This is a genomic window from Virgibacillus ainsalahensis (assembly GCF_055380755.1).
The window spans coordinates 2,419,535-2,431,429 of record NZ_AP043943.1; the positions used below are offsets into that span (position 1 = coordinate 2,419,535).

Here is an 11,895-nt window from a genome sequence, read left to right on the forward strand (position 1 = left end):
GATTAATATATCTCTTTCTACTATATCATCTTACAGGGAATAAGTTTTGACAGATTCTTTAAAAAATAGTCTTGCTAAATGTAAGCAAAAACAGTATGCAAATAATTACGGTAATAGCGCGTCACTGGCTTCACCTATTTTATTACGACCTCTCTTGTTCCTTGCCCTTATCAAATAATTATGTAAACATACCGTTTTCTTTTTCTTAGGTAACTTCATGTTTTTTGTCGGTACTTCTTTAATCAATTTATTATCTTTTGCATATTCAAAACCCATGTTTGCAGATTTAGAATTACTAGAAACATAGTTTGTGCTAAAATAAATTATCGGCTAAGCAAGTGTTTTAATAATAGGAGAGCATAATTAAAATAGTATTATAAAAATATTAAGGAAAGATTTTATGCGTGAATTAGATATTATAGGGGAGGGTAAATATGGACCTTGCAGATTACAGGGAAAGGCTGGTGGCTATCAATGATGTAGTTTTCTTTGACAAAAATGAATACCTTCGTGAAAAAACATCTAACCCTCTAAAAATAAACGAACTTATTGATGAAGCAGAAAACTTATTACAGTCCAGCAATGAAGATGATAGATATTTTCTGTATGGAACTATAGGTAATTTATATAGAATAAATGAACAACCAAAAAGAGCAATAAATTCTTTATCGTATTGTCTTAACCATGCAGTTAGGGAAAAGAATCTTACAAGAGAAATTGTTACGTTAATTCGTATTGGTGAAGCCCATAAATATGATAACAATCATACAAAGGCTTTAGAATTGTTTAATAAGGCTTTAGATATGTGTGATGCGAACAAGGTTGAAAAATATTTAGACTTTGTATTGAAACATAAAGGCAAATGTCTCATGGAATTAGCAAGGTTAAACGAGGCGGAAGAATACTTTCTGAAAGCTTTAAAGTTAAGAAAATCAAAAGGAAATGCATCTTTAATTGATTCAACTGAACAGGCAATTAGATTAGTAAAAGACTTACAACTAAAAAAATTTGGGGATAACGATTAAAAATGAAATGCGTTCGTTCAACAAATGGGTGCGTTAGTGGAAAAGTAAGTAAAAAGCCGATACATACTAATCATGTTTAATATGTATCGCCTTTTATTTTTATGATTTTGTTACAATTAAGGGCGTGATAATTGTGAAAGGAGGCATCTGTAAAAAATACACTTATCTTGTTTTTGTCTGATTAATAAAAAGTAACAGGATAAAAGAAAAACTGATACTAATCAGTACATAATACCATCCTACAGATTGTTGACCAGCTTCGATAGCAAGATAAATGGCAGTTGGAATCGTCTGGGTCTGTCCTGGAATATTTCCTGCAAACATCAACGTAGCTCCAAATTCGCCGAATGCCCTCGTAAAACTCAAGATGATTCCCGTCATAATCGAGCGGAATGATAGAGGGATGATAATAAACAAGAGCATTTTCCAATCAGATGCACCATCTACCTTGGCGGCACCGAGAATATTTCGATCCACCGACAAAAAACCTGTTTTAATGGATTGATACATTAACGGAAAAGCAACGACAGCTGCAGCAATAATCGCAGCGGAGATGGTAAACAAGACACTGTTGCCGGTAAACCATTCGATTGCTTTCCCAACCGGGCTGTTGTTTCCAAATACAATAATTAACAGAAATCCAATCACTGTCGGAGGCAAAACAAGGGGAAGGAAAAAGATTGTTTCGATGACCGTCCTTCCCCTCACCTTCTTTTCAGTGATCCAAAAAGCTGCGAACACGGCGAGAAAAAAGATAATAATCGTAGCGATAACTGCGACAAAGAAAGAAAGCTGCACCGGATGCCAGGAAAATTCCATTAATCATCCACCAACCGATCATTCGTCCAGAAACCGAAATGATGAAACAACTTCATGGTCTTATCATTTTGAACATAGTGATAGAACGCTTCTGCTGCTTTGTTTCTTTGCTCATTTTTTTTTGAACCAGGATTAATAATTGCCGTGTAATATTCAATAGACTCGTGAAGATCTGGATTAATCTCTTCGATGACAGCAATGTCTTCTTCCCCATACAAATCACTGGCATAGACCATCCCAGCAGCCACGGTTCCCTCTTTGACCAATGTAAGCACATGAGACACATCCTTAGCAAACACCAGCCTGCCCTTAAGTTGTTCCCAGGCACCTGTTTGCTGGAGCGCTTCCCTGGCGTATGAACCTGCTGGCACTGCTTCCGGGGTGCCGATTGCCAATTTTTTACCGGAGTGCAGGAATTCCTCCAGCGAAGCACCACTTGTCTTCTTCTGCTTCACCATTACTAATTTATTTTCAAAAATAGCTGTACCACTTTTCACAAAACCGCCATTCTTCAATATTTCATAATCCTTCCTAGAAGCAGAAAAAAAGAAATCAATTGGAGCGCCTTGCTCAATTTGTCTTCTCAGTGTTCCTGAACCGCCAAAATTGTAGGTAACCTCAATAGTTGGGTGCTCCTTTTCAAATGCTTCTTTTACTTCCATTAAACTTTCCATCATACTGGATGCTGCTGAAACAGTAAGCTGTGTTGTTTCATGGCCATTTTCACCAGCATCAGCAGCCTGTCCACATCCTATCAATAAAAGTGCAGCAGTCAGTATAAGGAAACATTTTATTGTATTCATGCTGTTCATCCCTCTATTTAGTTAAATCCTTATGAATCTCCATCACTGTATGTCCAAGCTCAGGCAAAATCAGTTTCTCCATGGCCAATTTTACTGCACCAGATGATCCGGGAATCGAAAAAATAATCCGGTTATTCGCCACCCCACATGTTGCTCTTGAAAGCATACTGGCAGATCCTATATCGAATTCGTAGCTCAACATACGAAATAATTCCCCGAAACCGGGTATCTCTTTCTCAAAAAACGGCTGTACCGATTCAATCGTTACATCTCTTTTGGCAATCCCTGTTCCACCATTGATGATTACCGCTTCAATTGTTTTATTATGTATTACATTGTTAATCGTCTGTTTTATAATCTCTCCATCATCTGGAATAATCTGATGGAGTTCCGTCTGATGACCAGCTTCCGTGAGAGAATCCATAATTCGTTTACCGCTTTTATCCGTCTCTTTTTCTCTCGTATCACTAACCGTTATTACTGCACAGGCTACCTTCCTCACAGAGGCCTTCCGGTGATTTTCCAACACTATTCGTTCCTCCTTTATCATATCCTACTGGTTCTTCACATATCGCTGATAATCTGTTTGCCGGTTTATGTTGGTAAATGATTTCTCATCATCCATAGGTACATAGTTCACCTTACACTCCTTTAGCAATTGATCAACCGCTCGTTCTCCATGATCCAATTGTTTTTCAATTACTTTCTTGACCGAATGATGAAAAATGGAAATGAGTGGCTGCATCTTCCCGGAAACAACTGGGATGATGGCGTCTGCATCCGTATGTATGTGGCTGATCAACAAATCTATTACCCGCTGTTGCATAAAAGGGACATCTATAGGAATGATGATATACCACTTGGCATTACTCACTTCCATTGCTGTATAGATACCTGCTAATGGCCCCTGTCCTCTGTATTTGTTTATATCATTCACTACTGTAAAAGACTGCCCTTCCTGTTTAAATAGAGGGTTCAGTTTAGGATTCGTTACAATAAGAACCGAATCGACGAAAGGCTTAATTGCCTGAAATGAATAGTTATAAAATGGGGTTCCATCTTTCTGTGCGAATGCTTTCGGTGAACCGAATCTCCTGGATTCACCACCGGCAAGTAATACTCCCTGCAATTTGTCAGTCATGTAGGCTACTCCTTGTTTTACCATTATAAAGTCATTATATCGTAATTTCTTTGCTCACCAAAATACAATTTCAATGCTAAAATAGATATATAGATAGTTAGATAAAAAAGCTTCATTCCAGGAAAGTTTAGAAAGGGGTTACCGTAATGCAAAGCCTTCTACTTACAAAACAACATGATAAAGATATAATATCCAATGAATTGCGTGACCTGTTATACACTATTGGTACAACCAAAAGCGTCCATAAAGACACCTACCTTTTTCACGAAGGCATGGAAGCCCATGAAATATTTCTGATAAAATCCGGTCTTGTCCAAGTAGATAAGCTCACAACGGATGGGAAAGAATTATCAATGAGAATATGTAAGCATGACAATATTGTTGGCGAGCTGACGTTATTCAGTGATCATGCAACATATTTCCTCAGCGCAAAAGTTATCGAATCCGGTGAGATCATCGTTATCAATAAAGCTGCATTGGAAAAGGAATTAATGTCAAACGCCAATCTGACACTTGAATTTATGAAGTGGACAAGTAACCATATGAGAAAGTTTCAATCCAAGATAAGGGATTTACTTTTGAACGGTAAAAAAGGCGCATTATATTCCACCCTTATCCGGCTATCGAACAGTTATGGCAGGAAACAAAGCAATGGTATTTTAATCGATATAGCTTTTACCAACCAGGAATTGGCCCAATTTTGTGCCGCTACCCGTGAAAGTGTCAACCGGATGCTTGTGGAACTCAGAAAATCAGATGTTATTTCCATTGATGGCAAGGGGAGAATTTTCATCAAAGATATTCAATTCTTGCGAAACGAAATCGGTTGTGAAAATTGCCCGATCGAAATCTGTAATATCAATTGATTAGAAAGAGACATCTCCCGGCTGTCTCTTTCTTCAGTCCAACTTCAGATCTGCCAGCAGCCATTTGATAAAAGCATCTGTTTCTGTTTGTTGAAAAATTGGATATGGAAAAGCAGCCTGCTTTAATGGCACAGCTGTTATAACTGCCTTTATATTGGTAACCTGTTCCAGCAGGCTCAGGTCCTCCTTATTTCTGATTAAGACGGCCTTATTATATTCCTGCCTTTTAAAGCCCTCAAGAATTAAAACCTCAATATTCATCAGCTTATAGAGTGCTATCATTTCTTCCATCTTCCAGGAAGAAGTGTTCGTTATCTGCAAGACACCTTCCCCTTCGACACCGGAAAGATGAGCACCTGCCCGGCGATGCACTTCACTGTCAGTATCCTCCATCCCTAAAGGGGCACCACCATGTCCGTGGTGTTTTAAGGTTGCCGTCCGGATGCCCCTGTCCGTGAGTGTTTCAATCAATTTGGATGCCATGGTTGTTTTCCCACTGTTTTTGTAACCGACGATTTGAATGATTTCCATCTCTAAAATATCCTTTAACCACCACTGACAGGTGGAATAAATGCTACTGTATCACCGGTTTTTACAGGATCATCATTCAAGGCATATTCCTCATTTATAGCTGCCATTGTCTTATCTAACTGCGTGAAGTGAAAGCTTGACTGCAGCTTTTCTTTTAATTCCTTAATAGTAGTCTGGCCAAGTTCAAGCTCAATGCGGTCCCTGCCAGCTTCTTCCTGCAACTGGGCAAATAATAAAACAGTAATCATCATAATTCCTCCCCTATTTTCGGTTTTCCTTCAGGATAAGGCACATTTTCCAGCTGATCACCAATCCATGTATTTCCGTCCTCCCAATTTTCCTTTTTCCAGATCGGTACAATCTGCTTAATCCGCTCAATTGCATACTCATTTGCTTCATATGCCGCTTTTCGGTGTGGGGAAGAAACGGCAATACCAACTGCAATATCGGAAATATCCAACCGTCCAATACGATGGGTGATGGCAATTTTTGTATCCGGCCATTTCGAACGAATTTCTTCGCCAATTTTCGCAAGCATTTTCACCGCCATTGGCACATAGGCCTGGTACTCAAGGTAAATGGTTCTTTTTCCTTTTGTCCATTCTCTTACAGTTCCAATAAATGTGGTGATAGCGCCAGCTTCTCTTCTTTCCACTTTTTTTATTAATTCTTCCACCTTTATTGGTTCTTCTATGATTTCAAAAAGAGTATCATCCATGTGACAAACACCTTTTCTTTCCTAAATTTAGAAAACTTGGGTTTTGCCAAGTCTTTTCGATGGGAAGCGTAATCGCAGCCCCAAATCTTTTCGGTGGGACGAGTAATCGCAGCCCCAGATCTTTTGATGGGGCGAGTAACCGCAGTCCCAAGGATTTTAGAGAACAGCCTTCTGGTTAAATTAGCTGTTTTCATTAAAGATGGTGGCGGCATGATATTAGCCGCCATGTTGGTTTCTTAACTACCAAGAAACGCATCCAATGACGTTCCTTCCTGGTTCTCCAATAATATTGCAGTCGTTTCCATTCCTTTTTCATATCCCCTTGTACCACCAGGTAAAACAATAAGGACATTTGCAGCTCCAAGGGAAGAAACAACATTTGATTTATCTAACCCAACCGGTGTCGAAATCAATTTCCCCTGACTGTGGGAGAGATGTCCTCTTACAAAGCGGTCAAACGGGTTCGGTTTTGAAAAATCTGCACCAAGGACGACAGTTTCCTTTTTCAGAACAGGATTATATGCATGCAGAGCGTTTCGAATGATGGGCCGTGTAAAGAGTTCAAACCCGACATAACAGGCAGAGGGATTACCTGATAAGCCAAATAAAAGCTTCCCTTCTTTTTCCGCAACAGTAGTGACACTTCCCGGCCGCATACCCACTTTATTGAATAGGACATTTGCATCTAATTTTTCATAGATGTCGGGTAAATAATCATAGTCTCCAACAGAAACGCCACCTGTCGTGATAAGCATATCCACTTTATCAAGCGCGTTTGATACTTGTTCAAAACAGGTATCAAAATCATCACTGAACTGGCCATAATAGACCGGTTCTCCACCGGCACGTTCCACTTGTGATTGAACCATGTAGGCATTACTGTTTCTGATTTTTCCCGGCTGTATTGCCTCATCCACTTCCAGTAATTCACTGCCTGTCGCGATAACCCCAACTTTCGGCTTTGTACTTACGGGAACGTTTTTGTAGCCAAACGTAGCGAGCAGTGCAACGATTCCCGGGTTAATGTATGTACCTTTATTTGCAAGAACTTCCCCCTGTTTCGTATCCTCCCCGGTAAAGGAAATGTTCTCACCTGATTTTAGTTTTCTTTTGATTTCAATAAAAGATCTTTCCCCTGATTTTGTTTCTCTAACGGATTCGAACATAATGACAGCATCACAATTTTCCGGAATTTGCGCACCTGTCATGATTCGTACTGCCTGCATGCTGCCTACAGCACCTTCAAATACACTTCCTGCACCAATTTCACCTATTACTTCAAATGCTTGAGGGCTGGTGCTGGCAGCTGTTTGCGTATCCTCAGAACGAACTGCAAAGCCATCGTAAGGGGAACGGTCAAAAGGAGGAACCGGATGATCGGCTACTAAATCTTCTCCGAGAAAACGTCCATAGCTCTGTTCGATAGGTATATGCTGGATGCTTCCTTTGGTGGTATATTCCATCACACGTCGTAGTGCTTCATTTACTTTGATTGGTTTCCGTCGTTCGACCACAATTACTTCCTCCTTTAACCTACCAGTTTATAATAAACATTTTTTGCCTTTTCGATGGAATTTGTTCCATGTATAAGAGCCCTGCCATCATGAAAAAACACGATTCGATAGGATTCATATTCGATAGAAAGCAAAAATGAATTTACTTTTATTCCTCCAATATTTTTTAAGCGGTTTGCCAATTCCTGCAAATAGATTTCCCGGTTCGGCCGGATCTGTACAGTGTTTCTTCCACAAAGCACTTCCGTTTTTGTCTGTGCTTCGTAAGTTAAGTATGGATGAGATTGCTCGACGCCACAAGATGGACATTCCTCTTTTTTCGCCCTTTCCACATTAATCGTTTGATAATGATTACTCCAGAGATCAAAAGTTAGAAGCTTTGTCCGTAATGCTTTCCTATCTTCCACCAGCAACTTTAGTACTTCTGCTGATTGATGTGCAACAACCATTTGAACTGCAGGTGAAATAATACCAACAGAATCACAGGTGGCACCGGACACCGGCATCGAATCCAGCAAACAATGAAGACAGGGTGTCTGCCCTGGTAAAATGGTGTAGCTCATCCCTGTACTTCCTACACAGGACCCAAAAATCCATGGAATATTATGCTTTTGAAGTAAATCATTCATTATAAAACGTATATCAAAATTATCGGTAGCATCTATCACAAGGTCTGTATCTTTTAATAGGGGGGTGAGTGACAGGCTTGTCGCGTCCATTACATATGCCTCAATTTGAACATTTGCATTGATTTCACTTAATCTTTCTTTTGCGGCTATTGCTTTCGGTTTCTGATTCACATCTTTTTCCGTAAACAGATGCTGACGCTGAAGATTGCTCAACTCCACATAATCGCGATCCACAAGCGTCAATTTCCCAATACCTGAACGGACAAGATTTTCCGCATTTGCTGTTCCCAGCGCACCACAGCCAATAATCAAGACATGCTTCTTACCGATTTTATCCTGCCCCTTCTCACCAATGGGTTTAAACAATGTTTGACGGGAATATCTCTCTGTCATTTCTTTTGTGTCCTTTCCATTAAAGAATTAACCGCCAATATAAGACATTTCAATCTTCTTCCTGTTCTTCGCGGTCTCTTCTGTCCGTTCATCGGAATAACGGTCACTTCGCTTTTGCCATGTTGGTATAATTGCTGACTTAATCGCTTCATCATCTGATTCAGAGCGGACGATTTCTCTCAAATCAAAGCCTTCCGTTGCAAACAGACAGGTATAAAGCTTTCCATCTGCTGCAATTCTTGCCCGGGTACATGTAGAACAGAAGGACTCTGACACGGAAGTAATAAATCCTACTTCGGTATTCGTACCCTTATAACGGTAACGCTTGGCCACTTCGCCTAAGTAGTCAGGGTCTATCGGTTCCAATTCGAAATGCTCAGAAAGCTCCTGATACATTTCTTTTTTTGTAACAACCTTGCTGAAATCCCAGCCATTTGTCTGCCCAACATCCATGAATTCAATATAGCGTAACGTAACACCCAGTTCCTTAAAATATTTCGCCATTGGGATGACTTCCTGATCATTCATCCCCTTTTTTACTACCATATTCACTTTGACACCCAAGCCCACTTCTTTGGCCTTCTTTATCCCTTTTAACACTCGTTCTGGATTCACACCACTGTCACTGATAGATTCGAACAGTTCGTCATGCAGTGCATCCAGACTGACATTCACTCGCTTCAACCCGGCCGCCTTTAATTTAGGTGCCATATGTTCAAGCAGTGAAGCATTTGTAGTTAAACCGATATCTTCCAGACCTTCGATAGAGGCCAGTTTTTCAATCAAAATTGGTAAATCCTTGCGCAGCAATGGTTCGCCTCCGGTTAAACGAATCTTTTTGACACCCAAGTCGACAAAAATTTTCGCCAGCCTTTCAATTTCTTCAAAACTCAAAAGCTGATTCTTAGGCATAAACACATGGTCTTTTCCGAACATTTCTCTTGGCATACAGTATCTGCATCTGAAATTACACCGGTCTGTCACGGAAATACGAAGATCCTGCAGTGGCCGACCAAATTTATCTGTTAACATTGACATGGAATCTCTCCTATTGATATAACTTGCTCTTATTCTACCAAAAATAAAATTATATGATGTTAAAAATGTCACAGGCTCTACTTTTCTGTGACTCTACGATCTGTTTCCATAATCCGGTTTGGATGTGTATATACATTCATCTTATTCCCCCTGGCAAAACCAATTACTGTAATACCCAGGTCATTTGCCAGTTTCAGTGCCAAATCAGTTGGTGCCGATTTGGAAATGAGAATACCTACACCAATTTTGGATATCTTCAGCAATACTTCAGAAGATATCCGACCACTAAATACGATCAATTTATCCCCCAGACGAACTTTATCTTTCAAGATATAACCGTATAATTTGTCCAATGCATTATGCCGGCCGATGTCCGTTCTCACTGTGAGTGTTTCGGCTGGAGTAGCAAGGGCTGCATTGTGGACACCGCCTGTGCGAATAAATTGTTCCGATTGATTTTGCAATTGGTTCATTAATGAAAAGCATTGATTAACAGTGACGGATAATTTGCTTGTAACTGTTTTGGCTGTTTTTACATCACTCTTAAAATAAAACTGTCTGCTTTTTCCACAGCATGAACCGATAAACCGTTTGGAATGATCCTGCTGGTCCATATCAATGGATTTATTTATTTCGATATAAGCAAATCCGAGTTTTTCATCAATCGTTAGTTTTTTAATCTCATTATAAAAACGAATAATCCCTTCGGAAGCCAGAAATCCCACCAGCAGATCATGAAGATTCGTCGGTGAGCAAACCATTGTAGCAAATTCTTCTCCATTTAGCATAACTGTAAGTGGATATTCCGTTGCTATTTCTTCTTCTAAAATGGACGGGGTTTCTCCGTCGAACCGGATGATTTCCCAGCCATTTTGCTTGGTATCATCCATCACACTCACCTCTAGTTTATTTACGTTTCAAATTCTTTCACGTGTTTTGCATTACGAAATTTATCAAATATTATAATTTTACACTACATCGTATCACATGGCCCCTCTGGTGTAAACGAATACATGACGAAATAGTATATTTCATAGCAAATCACACCCATTATCACAGGTACGGAATTAAATATTTCCGTCTTGTGAATTTCCTGCGATTTTCTATGTGAATTGTTAGAAGAAACAAAGGTGTTTGGATATTTATGTTAAAATAGTATTAGAGGTATACAGAGATTGTGAAATATTACACTTAAACTGGTGCTTATCTTTAATAAGTATTTGCTGAATTCGGAGTGTATTACAACTGTACAATATCATGATATAATATAACTAAATATTCTGGAGGTGATTTAAATGAACTGGGAAGATGTACGCCAAGCATTTCCTAAACAGTGGGTTTTGATAGAAGCAACTCAAGCGCATACAAATGGGGAAAGTGAGCGTATCTTAGAAGAGATTGCCCCTTTGAAAAAGTTTTCCAATTCTCCAGAGGCGATGAGGGCATACCAAGAAATTCATCGGGAAGATCCTAATAGAGAATTATATGTTCTTCACACAAGTCGTAAGAAGCCCAATATCATTGAGAAAAAATGGGTAGGTGTCAGGAGATAGTGAAAAAACTGAAGATAGATAATGATTTATTGCTTGCAGACATGGAACTAACATTTAGGGGCAAATCTCTTCATCTGCAACGTGTATTAGTGGATACTGAATCAGGCAGTACCGTCATATCAACGGACTTAGCTGAAACAATAGGTATTGTAGCAGAAGAGAATGACATGATATATCGTATCAGTGGGGTAGGCGGTTCAGAGTTTGTATATTCGAAGACGGTTGATTTAGTAAAAATAGGAGAAATGCAAACAACAGAGTTCGCTTTGGAAATTGGTGCAATGAATTACGGTTTTGATTTGGATGGTATTATTGGGTTAGACTTGTTACAACAATTGAAAGTAATTATTAATATAGACGAATTAATATTAGATTCAAATAGATAATGGCAGGTATATGAGAATTTCATCTATACTTGCTGTTTTTTTATAGTTTTTCGGTATGGTTCCTAATTGTTAAAACTATTTCTTCAAATGTGTATCTATGATTAACTACATCAACTTTGAAGTCTTGTTCTTCAATTCCCATCGTCCATTGATAATGGTTTATTTTTAAGAAAACAATTAATGAAGCTAAAGCCGTTCGTTTATTAGCATTATGAAAAGCTAAGGTTTTTGCAATTGTTTCAAAAAGTGCAGCTGCTTTTTCATGAATGGAAGGATAAGCATCACTACCAAACACAGATTGTTTTGGGCGATTAATAGCTGAGTCAGGTAAGTTTGGTTCTTTTACACCCAATTGTTCATCAGGGGAGTATAGACTACTCTGTGGTTTTCTATGCGATTTAACATTTTGCACCTCACAAGTAAACCCGTTACTTCATGATAGAGAACGGGTTTACTTGTGATAGCCTGTTTACATTTCA

At 39.1% G+C, this 11,895-nt stretch carries 16 protein-coding genes; 4 read left to right on the top strand and 12 right to left on the bottom strand.

Annotated elements, in window-relative coordinates; translation table 11 throughout:
* Positions 1 to 434 precede the first annotated feature (434 nt).
* Positions 435 to 1,025: a hypothetical protein gene (locus tag ACZ427_RS11835; RefSeq protein ID WP_461178752.1), complete on the top strand. Its 591-nt coding sequence runs from the start codon at positions 435 to 437 to the stop codon at positions 1,023 to 1,025.
* A 162-nt stretch (positions 1,026 to 1,187) separates the two neighbouring features.
* On the opposite strand, the gene modB is transcribed toward ACZ427_RS11835, so the two are convergent.
* From modB to mobA, 4 genes are read right to left on the bottom strand one after another with little or no spacing between them, the layout of a single operon-like run.
* Entirely contained in the window at positions 1,188 to 1,844 is a 657-nt protein-coding gene (gene modB / locus ACZ427_RS11840) for a molybdate ABC transporter permease subunit (protein ID WP_461178753.1), read from the bottom strand.
* Entirely contained in the window at positions 1,844 to 2,647 is an 804-nt protein-coding gene (modA, locus tag ACZ427_RS11845; RefSeq protein WP_461178754.1) for a molybdate ABC transporter substrate-binding protein, read from the bottom strand. The genes modB and modA overlap by 1 nt, the downstream gene beginning before the upstream one ends.
* A gap of 13 nt (positions 2,648 to 2,660) precedes the next feature.
* A complete protein-coding gene (locus ACZ427_RS11850; RefSeq protein WP_461178755.1) occupies positions 2,661 to 3,197 on the bottom strand; it encodes a MogA/MoaB family molybdenum cofactor biosynthesis protein in 537 nt (178 codons plus the stop codon).
* 3 nt (positions 3,198 to 3,200) lie between these two features.
* Positions 3,201 to 3,788, bottom strand: a complete 588-nt coding sequence (mobA, locus tag ACZ427_RS11855; protein WP_461178756.1) for a molybdenum cofactor guanylyltransferase — start codon at positions 3,786 to 3,788, stop codon at positions 3,201 to 3,203.
* A 146-nt stretch (positions 3,789 to 3,934) separates the two neighbouring features.
* Here mobA and ACZ427_RS11860 point away from each other — a divergent pair, with 146 nt between their 5' ends.
* Positions 3,935 to 4,654: a Crp/Fnr family transcriptional regulator gene (locus ACZ427_RS11860; RefSeq protein ID WP_461178757.1), complete on the top strand. Its 720-nt coding sequence runs from the start codon at positions 3,935 to 3,937 to the stop codon at positions 4,652 to 4,654.
* Between the two features lie 33 nt (positions 4,655 to 4,687).
* On the opposite strand, the gene mobB is transcribed toward ACZ427_RS11860, so the two are convergent.
* The 7 genes from mobB to fdhD form a co-directional block, all read right to left on the bottom strand.
* Positions 4,688 to 5,185, bottom strand: a complete 498-nt coding sequence (gene mobB / locus ACZ427_RS11865; RefSeq protein WP_461178758.1) for a molybdopterin-guanine dinucleotide biosynthesis protein B — start codon at positions 5,183 to 5,185, stop codon at positions 4,688 to 4,690.
* 14 nt (positions 5,186 to 5,199) lie between these two features.
* Positions 5,200 to 5,436, bottom strand: coding sequence for a molybdopterin converting factor subunit 1 (moaD, locus tag ACZ427_RS11870; RefSeq protein WP_464883435.1), 237 nt, complete (start codon positions 5,434 to 5,436; stop codon positions 5,200 to 5,202).
* Positions 5,433 to 5,903 carry a molybdenum cofactor biosynthesis protein MoaE gene (locus tag ACZ427_RS11875; RefSeq protein ID WP_461178760.1) on the bottom strand — a complete coding sequence of 157 codons (471 nt, stop codon included), beginning with the start codon at positions 5,901 to 5,903 and terminating at the stop codon, positions 5,433 to 5,435. Before ACZ427_RS11875 ends, moaD begins: the two co-directional genes overlap by 4 nt.
* A gap of 236 nt (positions 5,904 to 6,139) precedes the next feature.
* Positions 6,140 to 7,366: a molybdopterin molybdotransferase MoeA gene (locus ACZ427_RS11880; protein ID WP_464883583.1), complete on the bottom strand. Its 1,227-nt coding sequence runs from the start codon at positions 7,364 to 7,366 to the stop codon at positions 6,140 to 6,142.
* Positions 7,367 to 7,431: 65 nt separating this feature from the next.
* Positions 7,432 to 8,439, bottom strand: coding sequence for a MoeB/ThiF family adenylyltransferase (locus tag ACZ427_RS11885; protein WP_461178763.1), 1,008 nt, complete (start codon positions 8,437 to 8,439; stop codon positions 7,432 to 7,434).
* A 27-nt stretch (positions 8,440 to 8,466) separates the two neighbouring features.
* The gene (gene moaA / locus ACZ427_RS11890; RefSeq protein WP_461178764.1) at positions 8,467 to 9,477 is read right to left on the bottom strand and encodes a GTP 3',8-cyclase MoaA; all 1,011 of its coding nucleotides are present in this window, start codon (positions 9,475 to 9,477) and stop codon (positions 8,467 to 8,469) included.
* A 77-nt stretch (positions 9,478 to 9,554) separates the two neighbouring features.
* Entirely contained in the window at positions 9,555 to 10,367 is an 813-nt protein-coding gene (fdhD, locus tag ACZ427_RS11895) for a formate dehydrogenase accessory sulfurtransferase FdhD (protein WP_461178765.1), read from the bottom strand.
* 405 nt (positions 10,368 to 10,772) lie between these two features.
* On the opposite strand from fdhD, the gene ACZ427_RS11900 reads away from it, so the two are divergent.
* Both ACZ427_RS11900 and ACZ427_RS11905 read left to right on the top strand, forming a co-directional pair.
* Entirely contained in the window at positions 10,773 to 11,030 is a 258-nt protein-coding gene (locus tag ACZ427_RS11900) for a hypothetical protein (RefSeq protein WP_461178766.1), read from the top strand.
* On the top strand, positions 11,030 to 11,416 hold the full coding sequence (locus ACZ427_RS11905) for an aspartyl protease family protein (RefSeq protein ID WP_464883436.1): 387 nt from the start codon (positions 11,030 to 11,032) through the stop codon (positions 11,414 to 11,416). The genes ACZ427_RS11900 and ACZ427_RS11905 overlap by 1 nt, the downstream gene beginning before the upstream one ends.
* A gap of 40 nt (positions 11,417 to 11,456) precedes the next feature.
* Here the strand turns inward: ACZ427_RS11905 and ACZ427_RS11910 are convergent, their stop codons facing one another.
* Positions 11,457 to 11,828 carry a type II toxin-antitoxin system death-on-curing family toxin gene (locus tag ACZ427_RS11910; protein ID WP_461178768.1) on the bottom strand — a complete coding sequence of 124 codons (372 nt, stop codon included), beginning with the start codon at positions 11,826 to 11,828 and terminating at the stop codon, positions 11,457 to 11,459.
* Positions 11,829 to 11,895: the final 67 nt, after the last annotated feature.

Excerpts from the sequence above, each read along its gene's own strand:
- mobA (WP_461178756.1), bottom strand. The coding sequence starts at position 3,788 with ATGACTGACAAATTGCAGGGAGTATTACTTGCCGGTGGTGAATCCAGG.
- ACZ427_RS11900 (WP_461178766.1), top strand. The coding sequence starts at position 10,773 with ATGAACTGGGAAGATGTACGCCAAGCATTTCCTAAACAGTGGGTTTTG.
- ACZ427_RS11835 (WP_461178752.1), top strand. The coding sequence starts at position 435 with ATGGACCTTGCAGATTACAGGGAAAGGCTGGTGGCTATCAATGATGTA.
- moaA (WP_461178764.1), bottom strand. The coding sequence starts at position 9,477 with ATGTCAATGTTAACAGATAAATTTGGTCGGCCACTGCAGGATCTTCGT.
- modA (WP_461178754.1), bottom strand. The coding sequence starts at position 2,647 with ATGAATACAATAAAATGTTTCCTTATACTGACTGCTGCACTTTTATTG.
- ACZ427_RS11875 (WP_461178760.1), bottom strand. The coding sequence starts at position 5,903 with ATGGATGATACTCTTTTTGAAATCATAGAAGAACCAATAAAGGTGGAA.
- mobB (WP_461178758.1), bottom strand. The coding sequence starts at position 5,185 with ATGGAAATCATTCAAATCGTCGGTTACAAAAACAGTGGGAAAACAACC.
- ACZ427_RS11885 (WP_461178763.1), bottom strand. The coding sequence starts at position 8,439 with ATGACAGAGAGATATTCCCGTCAAACATTGTTTAAACCCATTGGTGAG.
- ACZ427_RS11860 (WP_461178757.1), top strand. The coding sequence starts at position 3,935 with ATGCAAAGCCTTCTACTTACAAAACAACATGATAAAGATATAATATCC.
- fdhD (WP_461178765.1), bottom strand. The coding sequence starts at position 10,367 with ATGGATGATACCAAGCAAAATGGCTGGGAAATCATCCGGTTCGACGGA.
- ACZ427_RS11880 (WP_464883583.1), bottom strand. The coding sequence starts at position 7,366 with ATGGAATATACCACCAAAGGAAGCATCCAGCATATACCTATCGAACAG.
- ACZ427_RS11850 (WP_461178755.1), bottom strand. The coding sequence starts at position 3,197 with ATGATAAAGGAGGAACGAATAGTGTTGGAAAATCACCGGAAGGCCTCT.
- moaD (WP_464883435.1), bottom strand. The coding sequence starts at position 5,436 with ATGATGATTACTGTTTTATTATTTGCCCAGTTGCAGGAAGAAGCTGGC.
- modB (WP_461178753.1), bottom strand. The coding sequence starts at position 1,844 with ATGGAATTTTCCTGGCATCCGGTGCAGCTTTCTTTCTTTGTCGCAGTT.